At 64.1% G+C, this 20,045-nt stretch carries 19 protein-coding genes; 6 read left to right on the forward strand and 13 right to left on the reverse strand.

The window, feature by feature from the left end; translation table 11 throughout:
* Positions 1 to 87 precede the first annotated feature (87 nt).
* Entirely contained in the window at positions 88 to 2,478 is a 2,391-nt protein-coding gene (locus tag IVB05_RS11455; RefSeq protein ID WP_247784278.1) for a TonB-dependent receptor, read from the reverse strand.
* A 99-nt stretch (positions 2,479 to 2,577) separates the two neighbouring features.
* A complete protein-coding gene (locus IVB05_RS11460) occupies positions 2,578 to 2,982 on the reverse strand; it encodes a DUF2946 family protein (RefSeq protein ID WP_247784279.1) in 405 nt (134 codons plus the stop codon).
* 477 nt (positions 2,983 to 3,459) lie between these two features.
* On the opposite strand from IVB05_RS11460, the gene zigA reads away from it, so the two are divergent.
* Positions 3,460 to 4,665: a zinc metallochaperone GTPase ZigA gene (gene zigA / locus IVB05_RS11465; protein WP_247784280.1), complete on the forward strand. Its 1,206-nt coding sequence runs from the start codon at positions 3,460 to 3,462 to the stop codon at positions 4,663 to 4,665.
* A gap of 149 nt (positions 4,666 to 4,814) precedes the next feature.
* Here zigA and IVB05_RS11470 read toward each other — a convergent pair whose 3' ends face one another.
* From IVB05_RS11470 to IVB05_RS11490, 5 genes are all read right to left on the reverse strand, one after another.
* Positions 4,815 to 5,465, reverse strand: coding sequence for a hypothetical protein (locus IVB05_RS11470; protein WP_247784281.1), 651 nt, complete (start codon positions 5,463 to 5,465; stop codon positions 4,815 to 4,817).
* An 88-nt stretch (positions 5,466 to 5,553) separates the two neighbouring features.
* Complete coding sequence (locus tag IVB05_RS11475; protein WP_247784282.1) at positions 5,554 to 7,617, reverse strand: hypothetical protein; 2,064 nt, start codon at positions 7,615 to 7,617, stop codon at positions 5,554 to 5,556.
* A 3-nt stretch (positions 7,618 to 7,620) separates the two neighbouring features.
* Entirely contained in the window at positions 7,621 to 10,431 is a 2,811-nt protein-coding gene (locus IVB05_RS11480) for a DUF4159 domain-containing protein (RefSeq protein WP_247786661.1), read from the reverse strand.
* Positions 10,431 to 11,375, reverse strand: coding sequence for a DUF58 domain-containing protein (locus IVB05_RS11485; protein WP_247784284.1), 945 nt, complete (start codon positions 11,373 to 11,375; stop codon positions 10,431 to 10,433). The genes IVB05_RS11480 and IVB05_RS11485 overlap by 1 nt, the downstream gene beginning before the upstream one ends.
* The gene (locus IVB05_RS11490) at positions 11,375 to 12,376 is read right to left on the reverse strand and encodes a MoxR family ATPase (RefSeq protein ID WP_108522523.1); all 1,002 of its coding nucleotides are present in this window, start codon (positions 12,374 to 12,376) and stop codon (positions 11,375 to 11,377) included. The genes IVB05_RS11485 and IVB05_RS11490 overlap by 1 nt, the downstream gene beginning before the upstream one ends.
* A gap of 259 nt (positions 12,377 to 12,635) precedes the next feature.
* Between IVB05_RS11490 and IVB05_RS11495 the strand changes: the two genes are divergently transcribed.
* Genes IVB05_RS11495 through IVB05_RS11515 form a run of 5 tightly spaced genes read left to right on the forward strand, consistent with a single transcriptional unit; the run spans position 12,636 to position 16,192 of the window.
* Positions 12,636 to 13,247: a DUF1285 domain-containing protein gene (locus tag IVB05_RS11495; protein WP_247784286.1), complete on the forward strand. Its 612-nt coding sequence runs from the start codon at positions 12,636 to 12,638 to the stop codon at positions 13,245 to 13,247.
* Positions 13,244 to 13,918, forward strand: a complete 675-nt coding sequence (locus tag IVB05_RS11500) for a CoA pyrophosphatase (protein ID WP_247784287.1) — start codon at positions 13,244 to 13,246, stop codon at positions 13,916 to 13,918. The genes IVB05_RS11495 and IVB05_RS11500 overlap by 4 nt, the downstream gene beginning before the upstream one ends.
* Positions 13,915 to 14,178, forward strand: coding sequence for a DUF6111 family protein (locus IVB05_RS11505; RefSeq protein ID WP_247784289.1), 264 nt, complete (start codon positions 13,915 to 13,917; stop codon positions 14,176 to 14,178). The genes IVB05_RS11500 and IVB05_RS11505 overlap by 4 nt, the downstream gene beginning before the upstream one ends.
* Positions 14,175 to 15,434 carry a CCA tRNA nucleotidyltransferase gene (locus IVB05_RS11510; RefSeq protein WP_247784290.1) on the forward strand — a complete coding sequence of 420 codons (1,260 nt, stop codon included), beginning with the start codon at positions 14,175 to 14,177 and terminating at the stop codon, positions 15,432 to 15,434. Before IVB05_RS11505 ends, IVB05_RS11510 begins: the two co-directional genes overlap by 4 nt.
* A complete protein-coding gene (locus tag IVB05_RS11515; RefSeq protein ID WP_247784291.1) occupies positions 15,431 to 16,192 on the forward strand; it encodes a TSUP family transporter in 762 nt (253 codons plus the stop codon). Before IVB05_RS11510 ends, IVB05_RS11515 begins: the two co-directional genes overlap by 4 nt.
* 102 nt (positions 16,193 to 16,294) lie before the next feature.
* Here the strand turns inward: IVB05_RS11515 and IVB05_RS11520 are convergent, their stop codons facing one another.
* The 6 genes from IVB05_RS11520 to IVB05_RS11545 form a co-directional block, all read right to left on the reverse strand.
* The gene (locus tag IVB05_RS11520; protein WP_247784292.1) at positions 16,295 to 17,023 is read right to left on the reverse strand and encodes an HAD family hydrolase; all 729 of its coding nucleotides are present in this window, start codon (positions 17,021 to 17,023) and stop codon (positions 16,295 to 16,297) included.
* A 144-nt stretch (positions 17,024 to 17,167) separates the two neighbouring features.
* Positions 17,168 to 17,416 (reverse strand): DUF2158 domain-containing protein, encoded by a 249-nt coding sequence (locus IVB05_RS11525; RefSeq protein ID WP_247784293.1) that lies wholly within the window; start codon positions 17,414 to 17,416, stop codon positions 17,168 to 17,170.
* Between the two features lie 75 nt (positions 17,417 to 17,491).
* Complete coding sequence (gene hemF / locus IVB05_RS11530; protein ID WP_247784295.1) at positions 17,492 to 18,379, reverse strand: oxygen-dependent coproporphyrinogen oxidase; 888 nt, start codon at positions 18,377 to 18,379, stop codon at positions 17,492 to 17,494.
* 5 nt (positions 18,380 to 18,384) lie between these two features.
* Positions 18,385 to 18,750, reverse strand: a complete 366-nt coding sequence (locus IVB05_RS11535) for a 6-carboxytetrahydropterin synthase (protein ID WP_247784296.1) — start codon at positions 18,748 to 18,750, stop codon at positions 18,385 to 18,387.
* 16 nt (positions 18,751 to 18,766) lie between these two features.
* The gene (gene queE, locus IVB05_RS11540; protein ID WP_247784297.1) at positions 18,767 to 19,399 is read right to left on the reverse strand and encodes a 7-carboxy-7-deazaguanine synthase; all 633 of its coding nucleotides are present in this window, start codon (positions 19,397 to 19,399) and stop codon (positions 18,767 to 18,769) included.
* Entirely contained in the window at positions 19,396 to 19,881 is a 486-nt protein-coding gene (locus tag IVB05_RS11545) for a tRNA (cytidine(34)-2'-O)-methyltransferase (protein WP_247784299.1), read from the reverse strand. The genes queE and IVB05_RS11545 overlap by 4 nt, the downstream gene beginning before the upstream one ends.
* Positions 19,882 to 20,045: the final 164 nt, after the last annotated feature.

Genomic DNA, 20,045 nt, shown 5'->3' on the forward strand with positions numbered 1-20,045 from the left:
CGGTGCGATATCCGAATCCGATATCCACCGTCATCCATGCCGACGTTAGCTGGTACCACCAGCTAACGCCACCCATCAGCGTCTGACCTAGAACTTCAGATTGGCAAACGCGCGCACGCCGATGCCCGGCAGCAAGACCTGGTCCTTGTTGAAGGACGCCGAATTGCGGATGTTCTCGTTCAAAAGGTTGTTGCCGACGAGGCCGACCATCATCTCGCGTGCGCCGAACCAGGAAGGATCAAGCTTGGTCTTGTAGCTGACCTCCGCCTTCAACAGGTTGTAGCCTGCGGTTGGCGTCTCGCCGATCGGGGCGATATCGTTCTGAGCGAAGGCGTGCAGCAGGTTGATCCGCGTCAGCCAATTGGCATCGCGCCAAAACAGGCCGCCGCCGACTCGCACCGGCGGAATTCGCGGAACATTGGTGCCGTCGTTGAAGGTCGCGCGCACCACATCGAACTGGTTCTCGACGCCCCAGATGCCGCCGTAGAGCGGCCCCACGTCCAACTGGCTCTGGAATTCGCCGCCACGGAAGGTGGCGTCGCGTTGCGAATAGACCGCCTGGTTCAGCTCAAGGGGATAGGCCGGATCGGCGGGACCGACGCAAGCGACATCCTCGCAGGTGTTGCCGGTGAGACGACGGTAAATGAAGCCATTGAACTTGGTGTAGTACGCAGTTGCTTCGAATCGGAAGGGGCCGGTGGCGCGTCGTAGTCCGATCTCGACTGACTTGGCGGTCTCCATGCCCAGATTGGGATTGCCGATGTCGAAGGTGACAGTTGCTTCGTGCACCCCGCGCGAAAACAGTTCCGCCGGTTTGGGCGCCCGCTCGACGTATTGAGCGGTGATACTCGCAACCAGTTCGCCTGGAAGGTTCTGGATCAAGCCGATGCTCGCGCTCTTCGGCGTGAAGCTGAGATTGCGGGCTGTCGGCGGACCGATATCGCCGGGATTGGCATTGAGGTCGAACAACTCCGGAATAAATGCCGGCGTCGTTCCGCTGAGACTGACATGCTCGATACGGCCCGCGATCTGCGCCTTGGTTGAGTCGGTGAACTTCAACTCGTTGAAGACGTAGCCGGCGACCCTGTTATTCTTGTTGGGATCAAACAACCCGTTGAGCGGGCTGGTTGGATCGTCCGGACTCGGCGCCGTTAGTTCCTGATGCCCGGCCTGCAGGCCGAAGGCGGTCGTAACTGCGGCAAAGCGCGCGTTGAACGGCGCCATCTGCACCTCCACGCGCCCTTCCTGCTCCTTGTTGGTAAAGGTCTGCCGCACGCCAAGGGACGAGAAGTCGGCGGGATCGGCGAGCGCGATCTCGTTATGCTTGTAATCGGTGGCGCCCGCCCAGAACCTGATGGCGTCGATCGCCGCCGCATCCGGCCGGTATTCGCCCTTGGCCGTGAATTTGGTTTGGCGCGCGTCGATCCGGGACTGGTGATCGGAGGGCTCAATTCCGGGAATGCGGTAGAGCGTCTCGTTCTGCGTGATCGCCGCGCCGATAAATCCGCCATGGAAGATGTAGGAGCCGCCAATCGATGCACCAGCCGCCTGCATCGCCGAATTCGGCTGCCGGCCGTTGACCGGGCGGGTCTGGTCGAACAAATACGGATAGCCCGGAATGCTGTAATCGCTGGCCTTGCGGCCATAGGCGTCGGCATGAACAGCGAAATTGCCACCGCCGGCATCGATCAGGATGCCGCCATCGACACCGCGGTCGACGGAATTGACGGCCGTTCGGGTTTCGACCGTGACGCAGGAAGGTGATCCTACGTTTGCGAGCGGCGCTTTCGCCGGCAGTCCGTAGGTCTGAAACGGTGTGGCCGCACATGAAGGCAGGGCGTCCGGGATGCGATTGTTGGTTGCGCTGACGACGCCGCCGATCGATGTCGATCCGTAGCGCATCGCCGCCGGACCGCGGATAACTTCCACCTGGTTTGTCGCCAGTGGATCGACTGGCACGAAATGGTCTTCGCCGAGATCGGACGCACCGCCAGCGTTGGTGCCGTTCTCGAGGATGCCGACGCGATTGACGTCGAGGCCCCGGATGATCGGCCGGCTCGCGGCACCGGGCGCGAAGGTTGAGCCGGTAATGCCGGGCTTGGAAAAGAGGAGATCGCCAAGCTGGGCGGTGCCTTGGCGGCGGATCTCCTCGTTGGGCACCACAGTGACGGTCGCAAATTGATCCGTGACGATGGGGAGCACGCCCTGCTGGGGTGCGGCCGCGACAGGTGCGGCTTGCGGTTCTGCCGCGCGTTGCCGGTTTTGGCCGGGCGCGGTGCGGGCGACGCGCACCGGCGTGCGCGAAGGCACAACGGCTCGCCGCCGCACAATCGGGCTCGGCGCCGTCACGGTGATTTCAGGTAGTTGTGTCGATGAGGATGGCGCTGCGTCCTGTGCCAGCGCGCCGTCGGCCATCGCGCATAGCAATAGCCAGCTTGCTCCACCGAAATGGAACGCTCGTTTCTTCTTGAATGTCATTGTCCCGATCCTGATCCCGTCGATGTGCGACAGGCCGATTCCGATTTTCCCCTTGGGAAACGCGCTAGGCGCCGGCGATTCCCTCGGAAAGTGCATCAATCAATCGAGGTCAGGAGACGGAGGCGCGCGGGACTGGAACGCGGGATGGGGCGAGCCGAGATGCGCGAATTCGGCATCGGTGGCCAGGTGGAGAAGCTCGATCGCCTGTGGCAGTTCCAGCAAGGGCGATGTGGCAAACAGGAAATTGTTGGCCAGCGAATTGACGGCGCAGATGACGCAGGCATGCGCCGTATGCTGATCGGTATCGTGATCGGAAGGCTGTTGCGGCTCTAATTCGCTGGCCGCATCAAGCGCCGCGTGGGCAAGATCGGCGCTCGTCAGGCCGGGTCGCGGCGGCTGCGCGGCAGCCTCGTGGAAATGCCCGAACGACAGCGCAAACTGGATGGCGAGCGCGAACAGCGCCAGCCGCGAGCCAGTTTTGATGTTCGACCGAAACCACTTCATGCCGACGGGCGCCCCGCATCGAAGGGCCAGGAGCACTCCTGACCCCTTCGATGTTATAATATAACACCAGTCATCACCGGACCGGTCAACCTTGGCCCGTCCGCGTGGCGGCACAATCCGAACGGCCTGTGTGATTAGTGCAACGGTGGGCAAGCTTGGCGAGCGCGCCGCGCGTAACGCTCTCTAGCTCGGTCGGATGACCGAATGCGCCTGGACACCGTCTCGACTCGCGAGCCGACCACTCCGCGCGGAATCGATAAGGGCCGAACGCATCTGACGCATGCGCCGCCGAACACTGCGCGTGCGACTTACAGAGTAGTTCATCCATCGCCCCCGGTTGGGTAGGGCTCCGATTTTCCCGGTTGACAGCCCCTCGATCTCGAATGTTATGTTATAACATAACATATCCTGGAGTCCCCCAAATGCTTCGCCGTTCCCGAGTGGGACTCCGTCAACTGAACAGGCTCTTTGATCTCCATGCGAAAACTCCCCGTCACCGTCTTGTCCGGCTTCCTCGGGGCTGGGAAGACAACTTTGCTGAACCATGTGCTGAACAACCGTCACGGCCTGAAGGTTGCGGTGATTGTGAACGACATGAGCGAGGTCAACATCGACGCCGACCTGGTCCGCGATGGCGGTGCGAACCTCTCGCGGACTGACGAAAAGCTGGTCGAGATGACCAACGGCTGCATCTGCTGCACGCTGCGCGACGATTTGTTGAAAGAGGTGCGCGCACTCGCCGAGAGCGGGCGGTTCGACTACCTGCTGATTGAATCCACCGGCATCTCGGAGCCGCTGCCGGTCGCGGCGACTTTCGATTTCCGGTCCGAAGGCGGAGAAAGCCTGTCCGACGTCTCCAAGCTCGACACGATGGTTACGGTGGTCGACGCCGTCAACCTGCTGCGAAACTATTCGTCTACCGTCTTTCTGAAGGATCGCGGCGAGTCGCTCGAAGACGACAGGCGCACATTGGTAGATCTGCTGGTAGAGCAGATCGAATTTGCCGATGTGATCGTGCTCAACAAGATCGATGCCGCCTCGCCAGGACAGCGCGACTCCGCCCGAATGATCATCCGGTCCCTTAATCCCGGGGCCGATATCGTCGAGACGAGTTTCGCCAATGCACCGTTGGATCGCATTCTCAATACCGGTCGCTTCGACTTCGAACGGGCGCAGCAGCATCCGGTGTGGTTCAAGGAACTCCATGGTTTTGCAGACCACAAGCCGGAGACCGAAGAATACGGCGTCAAGAACTTCGTCTATCGCGCGCGAAGGCCGTTCGAGCCTGCGAAATTTCATCAATTCCTGAAAGAAAGCTGGCCTGGCGTCATCCGCGCCAAGGGACATTTCTGGATCGCAACGCGTCCGCAATGGCTCGGCGAGTTGAGCCAGGCGGGCGCGATCGTCAGAACCGAGGGGCTGGGCTTCTGGTGGGCGAACGTGCCTGCAGATCGCTGGCCAGACGATCCGTTCTGGCGGCAATCGCTCAAGAAGAACTGGAGCGAGGTGTATGGCGATCGTCGGCAGGAGATCGTTTTCATCGGCACGGATATGGATCAGGAAGCGATAACGGCGCGCCTCGATGCGTGCCTTGTTTCGGGGAAACCGGGAATGCGCGTCGCGGAATGGTCCGGGCTTGTCGATCCATTCCCGAAATGGAGGCGCGCCGACGAGGCTGCGTAGCGATGGTCTTCGGGACTAACACCGCTCAGCGCCTCTTACGCGCTCAGGTCGCCGCCGCGGCATCTTCCGCCGCGCCCGTCCTCATCCATTCGGCGTGAAATTCATAGACCCCGTCCGGGCATCATGGTGCTAGGCGATCGCTCCGTCGGCTAGTCTCTGATAAAGGCGAAATATTCCGGAATGAACTTGAACGGATTCTGATAGGCTCTGCGCAAAGTATCTTTTTGAGAGACGAGAAAAGGCAGCCGCACTTCAAGGCCATGCGTTACTGGATCTGTCGTCATCTCAATGACAATACCCCGCCAGTGAACGTCAGGGCCAAAGATTTGCTCAAGTTGATCCGGGCGAATGACCCTCAAGGTCGCTGAATTATTGGCGTCGGAGAACGTAACGAGAGTCGGAAGGTCTTTGGCAGGCAATTCCCATCTGCCACGTAAGGATGGCAATGAAGCCAATTGACGATCCATATCGAGTTTAAAATGCGCCGGCACTACTCGAAGAGGAAAGTTGCCTTCCGTCGCATTCTCTCCCGACTTTAGGAGCGCCACAAGGCTGCGTTGCCCGCCAAGATCGACGTAAACCGCTTCTCCTACAGCATCGAACTTGATCGGATTGACGTCTGGCAGAAATCTCATCTGCTTGCTGATCTGGAATTCGATGACGCTTGAACCCGAGCGCAGCTTGCCGTCCACCTCGACGTTGACGGTCATGCGATATCGGCAGGTGTATGTCGGGTACGAGAGCTTGTACAAGACCACTGCCATCGCGATCACGGCAACAGCTATTCCCAGCGGCTTCATGCGGTGTGTTTCGCTCTGCCCCTATGATTCGCCGCGTAGGCTATCATCAAGGTCGGGAGCTGGCTAACCAGAGATCGTACCGTAGCGCTTACCGCCCCTCGCGCACCCAGGTCGCCGCGAACGCGCCGAGCAGCAGCAACAGCCCGACAAGCCCCGCGAACATCGGCAGCACGCCGACGCCCTTGACGACGCTGGCATCGCGCATCTTCACGCCCATCCAGCCGTCGCCGTGGAAGATACCGGAGGCGCGCACCGGGACCACGCGGGGCAGGTCGACGCTCGTGCCGTCGACCACACGGCGGGCATCGCCGCCGGTCGCCTGCGCCAGCGGCTTCAGCATTTCTGTCGTGGACGTGACTTCCGAAAACTCCTTCGGGTTGGTCGGCCCGACATTGATCAGGGCTTTCAGCGCGCCGTCGGTTGCCTGCCACAGGCCGAGTTCGCTGGCGGGAAGGGTGGAGCGCCAGGTGCCGGGCTCGCTTGCGGTCAGCGTGAGCTCTTTCGTGGCGCCGCTCGGCGACGTCACGGTCACCGGTGGCACGTTGTCGGCCATGGTCTGGCGCAGCACCACGAGGTCCTTGCCCTGGATTTGCAGGCGCAGCGCCTCTTCGTCGAGATCAGGCTGCTTCATCAGCCAGTGCGACGTCCGCCGCAGCAGATCCAGATGCGGCCCGCCGCCTTCAAAGCCGCGTGCCCACAGCCAGATGTGGTCCGACAACAGCAGCGCGACCCGGCCTTCGCCGAAGCGCGACAGCAGCAGCAGCGGCTTGCCGTCGGCGCCGGTCATGACAGGTGCGCCGATCGCGTTGCGCGTATCCACGGTGCGGAAGAAGCGGCTCCAGCGCGGCGGTTCGCTCGCCGAGCCCTCGAGGCCGCGCGTCACCGGGTGGCGTTTGCCGGCGTCGCTCAGATGCGCATAGAACGGTTTTTCGGTGACGCCGACGGGCTCGGCCGGCAGCACCGTATCCAAGGGCGTGCGCCAGATGCTGGTCGTGGAGGCGTAATCGGGGCCGGCCGACACCAGCACCGCGCCGCCGGCGCGGACGTAGCGCGCGATATTGTCGAAATAGGCGATCGGCAGCACGCCCTGGCGGGCGTAGCGGTCGAAGATGATCAGCTGGAATTCGTTGATCTTCTGCTGGAACAATTCGCGCGTCGGAAACGCGATCAGCGATAATTCGTTGATCGGCGTGCCGTCCTGCTTCTCCGGCGGGCGCAAAATCGTAAAGTGCACGAGATCGATGCTGGCGTCGGACTTCAACAGATTGCGCCAGGTGCGCTCGCCGGAATGCGGCTCGCCGGATACCAGCAGCACACGCAGCTTGTCGCGCACGCCTTCGATCGCGACCACGGCGCGATTGTTCACCAGCGTCAGCTCGTTCTCGAGCGGCGAGGCTTCGATCTCAACGATGTTCGAACCGGCATGCTTGATGTCGACCTCGACATTGGCGGTCTGGCCGCTCGAGAGCGTGCGCTCGCTGATGACCTCGCCGTCGCGGCGCACCACGATCCTGGCGCGCTGGCCGCTAACGCCCTGGTCGTCGAGCCGGTAGGTGATGGTCTGGGGCTGTCCGACGATGCCGAAACGCGGCGCGGCCGAAATCGCGATCCGGCGGTCGCGCTCGTCCTTGCGCCCGGTGACGAGCGCGTGCACCGGCGCCTGGAATCCGAGGGCGGCGGCATTGGCGGGAATGTCATGCACCCGGCCATCCGTGATCAGGAACGCGCCGGCGACGCGGTCGACGGGAACGTCCGACAGCGCCGAGGACAGCGCGCCGAACAGCTTTGTGCCGTCGGTTTCGCCGTCGGCCTGTCCGGCCTCGACGACGCGCACTTCCAGCCCCTTGATCTTCTTCAGCGTGTCGACGAGGGCCTCTTGCGCCTTCGCCGTCTCCTGGTTGCGCGTGCCAAAGTTCTGGCTCGGGCTCTTGTCGATCACGACGGCGGCGACCGAGGACAACGGCTCGCGGTCTTCGCGCGTGAAGGAGGGGTTGGCCAGCGCCAGCAGGATCAGCGCCAGCGCCGCGACGCGCACGGCAGCACCGCGCGACCGCCCGAGCAGCAGCAGCACCGAGATGGCGACGATCGCGGCGAGCGCGATCCACAGCACGAGCGTCGGAACGAGGGGAGTGAACGCGATGCCGTAACTCATGGCCTATTGCCCCAACCGTTCGATGAGGGCGGGCGCGTGGACCTGATCGGCCTTGTAGTTGCCGGTCAGGGTGTACATCACGATGTTGACGCCGGAGCGGAAGGCGAATTCGCGCTGGCGCGGTTCGCCGGGCGTCAGCGGCAGCATCGGCTGCCCGTCCGGACGGTGCGCCCAGGCGCCGGCCAGATCGTTCGAGGTGATGATGATGGGCGAGACGCCGTCGCCGCCGCGCGCAGGCCGTGAGGCTGCGTCGTCGTCATCCTCGCGCGGCAGGGTCTCGACCCAGGTCTGGCCTGTGTTGAAGCGGCCGGGGAAATCGCGCAGCAGGTAAAACGTCTTGGTCAGCACGTGCTCGCGCGGCACCGGCTCCAGCTCAGGCACGTCGAGGGAGGAGAGAATTTCGCGCAAGGTACGCATGCCCGGCGTCTGCGATGCGCCGTTCTCGCCGGGCGGCGCCTCGACGGCGTCGCGGGTATCGAACAGCACCGTGCCGCCCTGCTTCATGTAAGCGTCGATGCGGTTGATGGCATCCTGCGGCGGCTTCGGCGCGCCCGGCACCACCGGCCAGTAGATCAGCGGAAAGAACGCCAGTTCATCGCGCGCGGGATCGACGCCGACGGGATCGCCGGCCTCCAGCGCCGTGCGCTGCGCCAGGAACAGCGTCAGTCCGGCCATGCCGGCCTTGACGATGGAATCGACGTCGGCATTTCCCGTGACGACATAGGCAAGGCGCGTCTGCGACACCGCCTTGATGGCGAATTCGTCGTTGCTCTGGGCGCGCGTCGGCGAAGGCGCGATCGAGGTCGCGGACAGGATCAGGGCCAACAGAACGCTGGCAGCCGCCGTGCGTCGCCGCCACAACGCGGCAAGGCCCGCGCCCAACATCGCGACCACGACCGCATCGATCAGGAACAGCGCCAGCGACGACGAGAGCAGAATGCCGCGCAAATCGCGCGGTTCGGCGTTGGTGTAGCTGGCGCGCTGCGCGCGCAGGGAAGTTGTATCGAGCGGCGCGATGCGATCGGCCGAGGCCAGCGTATTGACCGCGATCGGCCCATCGGCCGGGCCGTAGAAGCCCGGCGGATGATCCGACGTGGCGCGGTCGCGATAATCCGCCGGCATCGGCTTGGCGGCCGAGGGCGGCGGTCCGAATGCGCCGAAACCGTCGAGGGTGCGCAGCGGCGCCACGGTCTCGACATTGGTCGCCTCGCTTGCAACGCCCGCACCGGGCTTTGCGGTATAGCCGGACATGTCGACCATCCGCCGCAGCATCTCGACGAAGCTGCCGGACATCGGCAGGTCCGACCAGCGCGAGTCGGCGCCGATATGGAACAGGCTGATAATGCCCCTGCCGCGATGCTCGCCGGTCACCAGCGGCGTGCCGTCTTCCAGCGACGCCCAGGTCTTGGTTGCGAGCACCGCATCCGGCTCGGCCAGCACCTGCCGGTTCACGGTGACGTCCTTGGGCACGGTGAGGCCCGCGAACGGACCGTCGGCGGCGAAGGAAGCCAGATGCTGCGGCTTTTCCCAGGTCAGGCTGCCGCCGAGGATGCGGCCGCCGCGACGCAGTCTCACCGGCACCAAATCGTCATCGGCCTGCGCCAGACGGGGGCCTGCGAAACGCACCAGCACGCCGCCCTGATCGATCCATGCGTTCAGCCGCTCGCGGATTTCCGGCGACAGCGTGCCGACATCGGCGAGCACGATCATCGGCAACCGCTGATCGAGGAACTGCGCGATCACCTGTTGCGCCGCGCCGCGGTCGCCCAGCCGCACGTCGGCGAATGGCGACAATGCGCGGGTCAGATAGAAGGTCGATGCCAATAGCGGCTGGGCGGTATCGCTGGTTGCGCCGGTGACGACGCCGACGGCGCGCCGCCGCCATCGCTTGTCGAGAAGTTGCACCGCGCCGGCCGATCGTTCGCCCGTTATTTCCAGCCGCGAAATGTCGTTGCGCAGTTCGACGGGCAGATCGAACGCCGCTTCGCTCTCGCGATCCTGCATGCCAAATGCGTAGCGCGCCTCGCCGATCGGCGAGCCCTTGGCGTCGATCGCGCGGACCACGCCGGCTGCGACGCCGCCGGTGGTGCGCAGCACCTTGACCGTCATCTTCGCCGCGGCGTTTTCAGCGGCGACCAGCGCCTGCGCCGGGGCCGCGCCGCCCTCGAACACCGTCAGCTTGCGGTCGCCGATGGTCTTGCCGAGATTTTCGACAAAGTCGCTGCCGCGTCCGGTGTCGACGCCGTCGGACAGCCATGCAATCTCGGCATCTCCGGTCGCCTTCAGGAAGCGGTCGAGCGCGCCGAGCGTATCGACGCGGTCGATCGAATAGGGCTTTGGCGCAATCTGGCGCAGCGCGACCCGCGCGGTGCCGGCGGGCATCAGCGTGATGTCGCGCGCGGTCTCGGAGAGCGGAACCAGTGCGACGCCGCGGCGGTCGTTGTCCGCGTTGGCGATCAACTCGTCAGCGGCCTTGACCCGCGTGTCCCAGCTTGCAGCCGCGCTCCAGCCGTCGTCGAGCAGGATCACCAATGGCGCGTTGCTGCCACCGACCCCGGTCTGCGGATTCCAGATCGGGCCGGCGGCGGCAAGGATGACCAGCGCGGCGGCGGCGAGCCGCAGCAGGGTCAGCCACCACGGCGTCCGCGACGGGGTTTCTTCCTTCGGCCTGATGTCGAACAAGAGCCGCGTCGGCGGAAACTCGATCCGCCTCGGCCGGGGCGGCATGACGCGCAGCAGCCACCACAGCACCGGCAGGCTCAACAGGCCCAGCAGCAGCAGCGGTTGCGCAAAGGTGAGGGGGAGCCCCGCGATCATGCGCTGCGTCCCGCTTTGACGGTTGAGCCGCGCGCGGTTCCCTTGGCTGCCATCATGCCCGAATGCAGGAACAGCAGGAGTTCGGCAGCGGAACGGCTGGTGGTGTGGGTCGAGAACAACCAGTCGAGCTTGTTGGTCTCGCTGCGGATCTCGTCGCGATGCAGTGCGACGCGCGCGACATAGTCGCTGGCCCAGCTCTCGGCGCGGCCGGCGGTGATGACGCCAAAACCTTCCGGCTCGACGAATTCGACCCGGCCGGCATAGGGAAAGGTTTCTTCGGCGGGATCGACGACCTGGATCAGCGAGCCATGGGCGCCGGAGGCCGAAAGCCCTGCGAGCATCACCCTGATCTCGCTCATCGGCGACCACAAATCGGACAGCACGACAATTTCGGCCAGCGCCGACGGGACAAAGGACGGCGGCAGGCTCGCGCGCACCGCATCGTCGTGCAGCATCGCCTGCGCCATCTTGTCGATCACGTTGCGGCTTGCGGTCGGGTTCATCAGGCCTGGAATGCCGACGCGTTCGCCGCCCGAAACCAGGAGTTCGGCGAGTGCAAACGTAACGATCAGCCCACGCTCCAGCTTGCTGTCGCGCGCGCCCTTGGAAGCAAACGCCATCGACGGCGAACGGTCGGGCCACAGCCAAACGGTATGGGCGGCCTCCCATTCCTGCTCGCGGACATAGAGATGATCGTCGCGCGCCGAGCGCCGCCAGTCGACGTTCTGCGATGGCTCGCCGGAGACGAAGCGGCGATACTGCCAAAAGCTCTCGCCCGCGCCGGCGCGGCGCCTGCCATGCAGGCCATGGATGACGTTGGCAGCGATGCGGCGCGCTTCAAGCACGAGACGAGGCAGCGATGCGGCGAGCGTTCGGCTTTCGCCATCGGCACGTCGGATTGCTAAAATCTCCCTGGTCTCGTGGCTGGTCTCTGCGGCCATCAACCGATCCGCGTCTTCAATTGTCTGATTACGTCGGGAATGGTGCGGCCTTCCGCGCGCGCCGAGAACGTCAGCGCCATGCGGTGCTTGAGAATGGGTTCGGCGAGATCGAGCACGTCGTCGATCGAGGGCGCGAGGCGGCCGTCGAGCAGCGCGCGGGCGCGAACCGCCAGCATCAGCGACTGGCTGGCGCGCGGGCCCGGCCCCCAGGCGATCAGCTTGTCGCCGCCGTCTTCGGAACTCGGACGTGCGGCGCGCACCAGCGACAGGATCGCCTCGACGACGCTGTCGCCGACCGGCAGGCGCCGCACCAGCCGCTGTGCCGCGATCAGGATTTCCGCATCCATCGAGGCCTTGGCGAGCGTCTGTTCCGCGCCGGTCGTTTCGAACAGGATGCGGCGTTCGGCATCGCGATCGGGATAATCGACGTCGATCTCCATCAGGAAGCGGTCGAGCTGCGCCTCGGGCAGCGGGTAGGTGCCTTCCTGCTCCAGCGGGTTTTGCGTGGCGAGCACGTGGAACGGTTTTGGGAGGTCATGCCGCGCGCCTGCAACGGTGATGTGCTGTTCCTGCATGGCTTGCAGCAGCGCCGATTGCGTACGCGGGCTGGCGCGGTTGATTTCGTCGGCCATCAGGAGCTGCGCGAACACCGGTCCGGAGATGAAGCGGAACGACCGCTTGCCGGAGTTGCTCTCGTCCAGCACTTCGGCGCCCAGAATATCCGAGGGCATCAGGTCCGGTGTGAACTGGATGCGCTTGGCGTCCAGCCCGAGCGTGATGCCCAGTGTTTCGACGAGCTTGGTCTTGGCGAGGCCGGGAACGCCGATCAAGAGCGCATGGCCGCCGGACAGGATCGTCACCAGGGTGTTTTCAATCACCCGGTCCTGGCCGAAGATGACGGTGGAGATGGCTTCCTTCGCGGCGCGAATCTGGCCGGCGACCTGCTCCGCCGACCGGACGATCGCGTCCTCGAGTTTCTCGACACCGTCTGCATTCGCCATGTCTGTCTCCTTCGACCGTATAACCGCTTCATGACACCGCTGGTTGCGTCGTCATGCCACGAACCTCATGCTAAACCTGTGCAAAGGCCATGTATTCGCTGAATTAAAGTATCCCCACATTATCGGTATTTCGGGGTATGAACGGCATCACGATATGGCGACCCATCCGCATTAGTACGGACACCAATCGTCGGGAACACATATCTCGGTATACGTGCACCAATCGTGCCAGATGAGGCGCCGAGACTCAGGGCAAACAATGGCGAAGCAAGGGCAAACCGGCACTCAGGGCCTCGAAGGACTAACTGTCGCTGCGAGGGAAGCCGCCAACGCGGCCCCTGCCGGCAAGGGGCTGCCTCCGGTACATCTGTGGAATCCGCCGTTCTGCGGCGATCTCGACATGCGAATCGCCAGCGATGGTACGTGGTTCTACATGGGCACGCCGATCGGGCGGCCGGCGCTGGTGCGGCTGTTTTCGACCATCCTCAAGCGCGAGGACGGCAAGCACTTTCTCGTGACCCCGGTCGAGAAGGTCGGCATTCGCGTCGACGATGCGCCGTTCATGGCGGTTGAGATGCAGAACGAGGCCGGCGATCGCGGTCGGCTATTGCGCTTTCGCACCAACGTTGACGACTGGGTGCCATGCGATTCTGCCCATCGCCTGCGGTTCGAGATGGCCGCCGACGGCGGGTTGACGCCCTACCTTCACGTCCGCGCCGATCTGTGGGCGAAAGTAACCCGTGCGCTCTATTACGATCTGGTTGACATGGGGGAAGAGCGGGTGGTCGATGGTCAGCCGATGTTCGGAATCGAGTCCGGCGGCGAGTTCTTTGCGATGGCGGATGCGAAGCAGGTGAGGGACGCGGTTTGAACGAGCCGATGCTGAAAAAGATGGAAGCGGCTCCGATCAACTCGGCGGAATTTTTCGCGCGGAGCCAGGCGCGGTTGAGCTTCGACGTGCCGCCCGGCCTGGTCGATCCCGATATCGTTCCTAAAACCGGCGACGCGGGTAACGACCGCATGCTCGAGATCGTGGCGCGCGAGCAGCCGGTACGCCCGGCGGCGGTGCTGATCCCGGTGGTCGATCACCGCGAGCCGACCGTATTGCTGACGCAGCGCTCGCCGCATCTCTCCAGCCATGCCGGCCAGATTTCCTTTCCGGGCGGCAAGATCGACGCGACCGATGCTTCCCCGCTCGACGCCGCACTTCGCGAGGCGGAGGAGGAAGTCGGCCTCAAGCGCGACTTCATCGAGCCGATCGGCTATCTCGATCTCTATGGAACCGCATTCGGGTTTCGCATCCTGCCGACGGTGGCGCGTGTCAAGCCCGGCTTCAAGCTGACGATCAACGAAGGCGAGGTGGTCGACGCCTTCGAGGTGCCGCTGGCGTTCCTGATGAATCCCGAGAACCATCAGATCCATTCCAAGGAATTCCGCGGCATGGAGCGCTCCTATTACGCCATGCCGTTCGCCGAGCGTTACATCTGGGGCGCGACCGCAGGAATCCTGCGCGTACTGTATGAGCGGATTTATCTCGCATGATCCGTCCGGTTCTGACCGAGGTCGCGATTTTCCTGATCCCGTTCGTGGCCTATGCGCTGTTTCTCATTGCTACCCGTTCCCAAGTATTGGTGTTGTCCTCGTGGCCTGCGCATCTTGTCGCCAAACTGGTGCTGGGATCGCTGCTGCTGGTCGTGATCAGCTTCGTCCTGCTCGCGCAATTCTCCGGCGCGCCGCCGGATTCGACCTACGTTCCCGCGCATCTCGAAGACGGCAAGCTGGTTCCGGGAGTCGAGAAATGAGCGAGGCCCGCGTGCTGTCGGACGCGCCGTGGCTCAGATCCGGTCCGGCCGCGCGCGTGCTCGCGTTGCTCAATGGCGATGGCGAGGAAGCCCGCGTGGTCGGCGGCGCCGTGCGCAATGCGTTGCTGAATATTCCCCTGGGCGACATCGATATCGCGACGACGGCGCTGCCCGACGAGGTCGTCCGCCGCGCCAAGGTAGCGGGCATCAAATGCGTGCCGACCGGCATCGACCACGGCACGGTCACGCTGGTGGTCGAATCGCATCCGTTCGAGGTTACGAGCTTGCGCGAGGATACCGAGACCTTTGGCCGCAAGGCCAGGGTTGCATTCGGGCGCGACTGGGTTCGCGATGCGGAACGGCGCGACTTCACCATCAACGGGCTTTCCGTCGATGCCGGCGGCATCGTGCACGACCATGTCGGCGGGCTTGCCGATATCGAGGCCAAGCGCGTGCGCTTCATCGGCGATGCCAGCCAGCGCATCGCCGAGGATTATTTGCGCATCCTGCGCTTCTTCCGCATGCATGCCGCCTACGGGGCGGGTGAGCCCGACCGCGCCGGATATCTCGCCTGCATCGACGGGCGCGCGGGACTTTCGAGCCTTTCCGCCGAACGCGTGCGCATGGAAATGATGAAGCTGCTGATCGCGGAAGGCGCCGCGGTTGCGGTGCAGGCGATGTCGGATGCCGGCCTGCTGCTGCCGATCTTCGGCGGCGTCGCCTATACCGGAGCGTTCGCGGCGATGATCGCGGTTGAACGCGCGCTGGGGCTGCCGCCGAACGCCGTGCGCCGGCTCGCCGCGCTCACGGTGGCCGTCACCGAGGACGCCAGGCGCGTCTCGGCGCGGCTTCGCCTTTCCAACGCGGAAACCAAGGCGCTGGACTCGATGGGCCATCGCTGGTGGCGGCTCGCCAGCAAGGATGACGCCCGGGCGCGGCAGTTGCTCTATCGGCTCGGCGAGGATCCCTACCGCGACCGGCTGATGCTGGCATGGGCGCGGGAAGGCGGCGTCGAGAATGGCGCCGCGCGCTGGCACGATCTCGCGACTTTGCCGCAGCGCTGGAGCGCGCCGAAATTTCCGCTGAAGGCGGCCGATTTCATCTCCCGCGGCATTGCCGAGGGCCCCGCGCTCGGTCACGTGCTGACGCTTGCGGAAGACGCCTGGCTGGCCGCGGATTTTCCGCTGGATGCATCCGCGCTTGCCGCGATCGCCGACCAGACCGCCGCCCGTTTCACCCGCGATCACCGGCTGTGAATGTTCTGGCCGGCTTCGCAGACATTTCGCTCGGCCAACTCGTGCTGGTTGGCGGCATGGCGCTGCTGGCCTCCATCGTCGGCGGCCTTGCCGGCTATGGCACCGGCGCCTTGATGCCGCTGGTTCTGGTGCCGCTGATCGGGGCCGAGCCCGTGGTGCCGATCATCGCGATATCAGCGATCATCACCGATATCAGCCGCTTCGTGGCCTATTTCCGTTACGCCGACCGGCGCCGCGCCCTGATCGTGATCGGGGCTGCCGCGCTGACCACCGCGCTCGGCGCCTACGGTTACACGCGGCTTAGCAGCGCGGGCGCGGCGCTGGTGATCGGCAGCATGCTGATCCTGAGCGTCCCGCTGCGCCGGTTGGCCAAGAAGCGCGAGATCAGGATTGGCGATACCGGTCTCGGTGCGAGCGCGGTGGGCTATGGCGTGCTGGTCGGCGGCACATCAGGCTCCGGCGTGATCCTGCTGTCGCTGTTGATGGCGTCGGGGCTCGAGGGAGCGGCGGTGATTGCCACCGACGCCATGATTTCGGTGGTGACCAGCCTCATCAAGATTTCGGTATTCGGCCTCGCCGGCGTCGTTACCGCGCAGGTGCTGGCCTTTGCCCTCTTGATCGGCGCCATCGCGATTCCCGGCGCGTTCCTCGCAAAAGCCTTCGTCGAGCGCATGCCGGTGCACATCCACACCGCGATCCTCGACGCCGCCGTGATGGCCGGCGGCACGATGATGATCGCGGCGGCGCTGCGGCACTAGAGCATTATCGGTTCTGATTAAATCAGAACCGAAGCTCTAGATTCTTTGTTTTGACGCGTTTTCTTCACGCGAACCGGTACCCACTTCGCTATAATCGCTCTATCAGAGCTCGGGGGGCAGCAGTTCCGTCAGCGAGCGGATGATGCGATCGGGCTTCACGGTGGAGTCCGGAGGCAGGCCGTCGCCGTGCACGTCGATCCAGATGGCGTAGATGCCGAGCCGCTGCGGTGCTACGACTTCCCATTCCAGATTGTCGCCGATCATCCAGGTCTCGGATGCGGTGACGCCGAGTGTCTGCATGGCGTGCAGATAGGCGCGCTCGTCCGGCTTGCCGAAACCGTGCTCGCCCTCGATCTGGATGTGATCGAAACGGTGCGACAGCGCAAAACGTTCGACCTTGGCGCGTTGGGCGCCGGCGGCGCCGTTGGTCACCAGCGCTAGCTTGACGCCGCGCACCTTCAGTTCGTCGATGGCGTCGTGCGCGCCGGGGAAGACGAACATTTCCTCTTCGCGGTAGGCGGTGAAGCGGTTGGCGAGCCGTACCGCAAGATCCTCTGATAGCGTGTGGCCGCCTGCGGCAAGGGCGGCAAATCCGCCTGTGACGGTGACGCGCCGCGCCTCGTCCAGCTTCAGCCGCCATTCGGCGCCTGCGACCGCCCAGAATTTGCGCGCGGAATCCAGAACTGCGGTGGCAACCTGCTGCGAGGTCAACGGCCCGAACTCGGCGGCGAATTCCGCGGCGACGTTGTGCCAGGCGATCTCGGGGCGGCCATAGGCCGACAAGATGGTGTCGTCCATGTCGATCAGCATGGCGCGGGGCAGGTGGGTCATCGTTTCACGGCCATTTCGCTTCCAGCGCTGTCGACCGCGGGAAGCTGCGGTCGACTTGCCGCGAATATCAGATCCCCCGCACGCGGTCCAATTCCAGAAAATGACGTCGCCGGGCCGTGGATGCCGGGCGACGTCGAAATTCGCTTAAGCGACCTTGCTGCCGTGCTCGCCCTCTTCGTCTTCGTCGTCATCGTCTTCTTCGTCGTCTTCCTCTTCGTCATCGGACGTATCGTGCTCGGCGAGTTCAAGCACGGCCAATGGCAGCGTCTCGCGAAAGAGATCGCCTTCATTGCCCATCCACACGCACGCGACATTGCCGTCGTTGACTTCCACCACGCTAAGCGGATGGCCGCCCGACTTCAGCATGACGACATCGCCTGGTTTCAAATCCATGATCTGCTCCTTGTAATGCATGACGCGACTCGCAGTCTAGCGATCGGTCATGACAAGCCGATCATGACAGTCCAATCATGGCCACTTTACCTCCGGCGGCATCGACGAGAGAATAGAATCCACATTGCCGCCGGTTTTCAGCCCGAAGATGGTGCCGCGATCGTAGAGCAGGTTGAATTCGACGTAGCGCCCGCGCCGGATCAACTGCTCCTCGCGATCGGCGGCGTTCCAGGGCTGGGCGAAATTGCGCCGGACGAGTTCGGGATAGATTTTCAGGAAGGCGCGGCCGACGTCCTGCGTGAAGACGAGGTCGGCGTCCCAGTCGCCGGAATCATGCCAGTCGTAGAATATGCCGCCGATGCCGCGCGCTTCCTTGCGATGCGGCAAATAGAAATATTCGTCGCACCATTTTTTGTATTTGTCGTAGTCGGCCACATGGTTCGATCCCCCGCAGGCTTGCTTCATCGCCTGATGGAAGGCCAGCGTGTCCGGGTCCTCCTGGGTGCGCCGCCGGTCCAGCACCGGCGTCAGGTCAGCCCCGCCGCCGAACCACGCCTTGGTCGTGACGACGAAACGGGTGTTCATATGCACCGCGGGCACGTGTGGATTGCGCAGGTGCGCGATCAGCGAAATGCCTGATGCCCAGAACCGGGGATCGTCGGCCGCGCCCGGAATCTGTGCCCGGAATTCGGGCGCGAACTCGCCGTGCACGGTGGAGCAGTGCACGCCGACCTTCTCGAACAGCCGCCCGCGCATCATCGACATCATGCCGCCGCCGCCGGGCTTGCCGGTGTGGTCGGTGCGGTTCCAGGGCGTGCGCACGAAGCGTCCGGCGTCGCCGGGATAGAGCGAGGCCGGCGCATCGTCTTCCAGCCGCTCGAAGGCTGCGCAGATGTCGTTGCGCAAGACTTCGAACCAGGCTCGCGCGCGCGTCTTGCGATCCTCGATCAGCGACATGTCCATGCGGCTTAGCCCTGTGGTCCGAAATAGGTGCAGCTCTCGTTGCAACTGTCGCGATGAACGCTGACGCGGGTGATCTTGCCGGCGTGCTGGAGCCGCTCAAAGATGTAGCGCGAAATGTTTTCCAGCGTCGGCGTCCCCAGCGCTTCGACTTTATTGAGCAGTTTATGGTCGAGCGTCTTGCGGACTTCTTCCATGCTGCGTTCGAGCAGGCCGAGATCCAGCACCATGCCGGTGGCCGGATCGGGCGTGCCGCGCACGCTCACCTCGGCGCGAAACGAGTGGCCGTGAATTTCCTCGCTCGCCGCGCCGAAGGTCGTTCCCTTCAGCGAATGCGCGGCTTCGAAGCGAAATGATTTGGTCAGTTCCCACATCTTGAAAATCTGGTTCCTATCTGATGCCGAGTGTCTTGTGTGTTTGCAGGCTGAGCCGCCATTGCGGATGGCGCAGGCAGTAGTCGACCGTGCGCGCGGTGTTTTCGATCACGTCGGGGCCGTCCATCGGCTGCAGCGAAAAACGTTCGAAATCGAGCCCCGCAAAATCTTCCGGCGCCGCTCCGGCCTGCGGATAGACCAGCTTCAATTCGTGGCCGCGGCGCACCACGAGCCCGGCGCCGGCTTTCGGGCTGACGCAGACCCAGTCCATCCCGGCGGGCGGTTCGATCGTCCCGTTGGTCTCGATGCCGATGGCAAAACCGCGCGCATGCAGCGCATCGATGAAGGGGGGATCGACCTGCAGCAGCGGCTCGCCGCCGGTCAGGACGACATAGCGGTTGGTATTCTCACCGATCCATTGCCCGGCGATGATTTCGGCGAGTTCGTCCGCGGTGGCGTAGCGGCCGCCCAGCGTGCCGTCGGTGCCGACAAAGTCGGTATCGCAGAACTTGCAGGTGGCGCTGGCGCGGTCCTGTTCGCGGCCGCTCCAGAGGTTGCAGCCGGAAAAACGGCAAAATACCGCCGCGCGGCCGGCATGCGCGCCTTCGCCCTGCAAGGTCAGAAATATCTCTTTGACCGCGTAGCTCACACCTTCTCCTTGGAACCGATCTCACCCGCCATCGGGTGATCCGTCTGCCGCAGCGCCTCACCCAATGCCAGGGCCGCCGCCATGGCCACATTGAGCGAGCGCAAGCTGGGCCTGATCGGGATCACCAGCCGCGCATCGGCAGCGGAGGCGACTTCGGCGGTTACCCCTGCGGATTCCCGCCCGAACAGCAACACATCGTCCCGCCGGTAGCTGAAATCCAGATAGGAACCGGCTCCCTTGGTCGTAAACAGCACCAGCCGGGACCCGGCTTCGTTACGCCATTGCTGGAATTTTTGCCATGAGTCATGGCGGGTAAGGGCGACGTGGTCGAGGTAGTCCATTCCCGCCCGACGGAAATGCCGGTCCGAGATCGGAAAGCCGGCCGGCTCGATGATATGGGCAGCCGCGCCGAGGCACGCGCACAGGCGCAGAATCGTTCCCGTGTTCTGGGGAATATCGGGCTGGAAAAGCGCAATCTGCATGGTGTCGAGGCTTCGGCAGCGTGGGTGAATGTATTGAATAAATCACGGTCGGGCGCGGATTTAGTGCATTGCACGCTTGCGAGCCGATAGCGGGCTTGCGCTCTCACGGCAAGGGTGCCAATAGAACGATTCTGGACTGCTTGTTCCGCCGGATTGGGGAGGAA

This window comes from Bradyrhizobium sp. 170 (assembly GCF_023101085.1).
In the GTDB taxonomy this organism is placed as follows: domain Bacteria; phylum Pseudomonadota; class Alphaproteobacteria; order Rhizobiales; family Xanthobacteraceae; genus Bradyrhizobium.

What these genes read in the sequence shown, in the direction of transcription:
- IVB05_RS11470 (WP_247784281.1), bottom strand. Translation starts at nt 5,465, where the DNA reads ATGAAGCCGCTGGGAATAGCTGTTGCCGTGATCGCGATGGCAGTGGTC.
- IVB05_RS11545 (WP_247784299.1), bottom strand. Translation starts at nt 19,881, where the DNA reads ATGCAGATTGCGCTTTTCCAGCCCGATATTCCCCAGAACACGGGAACG.
- IVB05_RS11510 (WP_247784290.1), top strand. Translation starts at nt 14,175, where the DNA reads ATGAGCGAGGCCCGCGTGCTGTCGGACGCGCCGTGGCTCAGATCCGGT.
- IVB05_RS11455 (WP_247784278.1), bottom strand. Translation starts at nt 2,478, where the DNA reads ATGACATTCAAGAAGAAACGAGCGTTCCATTTCGGTGGAGCAAGCTGG.
- IVB05_RS11535 (WP_247784296.1), bottom strand. Translation starts at nt 18,750, where the DNA reads ATGTGGGAACTGACCAAATCATTTCGCTTCGAAGCCGCGCATTCGCTG.
- IVB05_RS11485 (WP_247784284.1), bottom strand. Translation starts at nt 11,375, where the DNA reads ATGGCCGCAGAGACCAGCCACGAGACCAGGGAGATTTTAGCAATCCGA.
- IVB05_RS11520 (WP_247784292.1), bottom strand. Translation starts at nt 17,023, where the DNA reads ATGACCCACCTGCCCCGCGCCATGCTGATCGACATGGACGACACCATC.
- IVB05_RS11460 (WP_247784279.1), bottom strand. Translation starts at nt 2,982, where the DNA reads ATGAAGTGGTTTCGGTCGAACATCAAAACTGGCTCGCGGCTGGCGCTG.
- zigA (WP_247784280.1), top strand. Translation starts at nt 3,460, where the DNA reads ATGCGAAAACTCCCCGTCACCGTCTTGTCCGGCTTCCTCGGGGCTGGG.
- IVB05_RS11490 (WP_108522523.1), bottom strand. Translation starts at nt 12,376, where the DNA reads ATGGCGAATGCAGACGGTGTCGAGAAACTCGAGGACGCGATCGTCCGG.
- IVB05_RS11475 (WP_247784282.1), bottom strand. Translation starts at nt 7,617, where the DNA reads ATGAGTTACGGCATCGCGTTCACTCCCCTCGTTCCGACGCTCGTGCTG.
- IVB05_RS11495 (WP_247784286.1), top strand. Translation starts at nt 12,636, where the DNA reads ATGGCGAAGCAAGGGCAAACCGGCACTCAGGGCCTCGAAGGACTAACT.
- IVB05_RS11525 (WP_247784293.1), bottom strand. Translation starts at nt 17,416, where the DNA reads ATGGATTTGAAACCAGGCGATGTCGTCATGCTGAAGTCGGGCGGCCAT.
- hemF (WP_247784295.1), bottom strand. Translation starts at nt 18,379, where the DNA reads ATGGACATGTCGCTGATCGAGGATCGCAAGACGCGCGCGCGAGCCTGG.
- IVB05_RS11505 (WP_247784289.1), top strand. Translation starts at nt 13,915, where the DNA reads ATGATCCGTCCGGTTCTGACCGAGGTCGCGATTTTCCTGATCCCGTTC.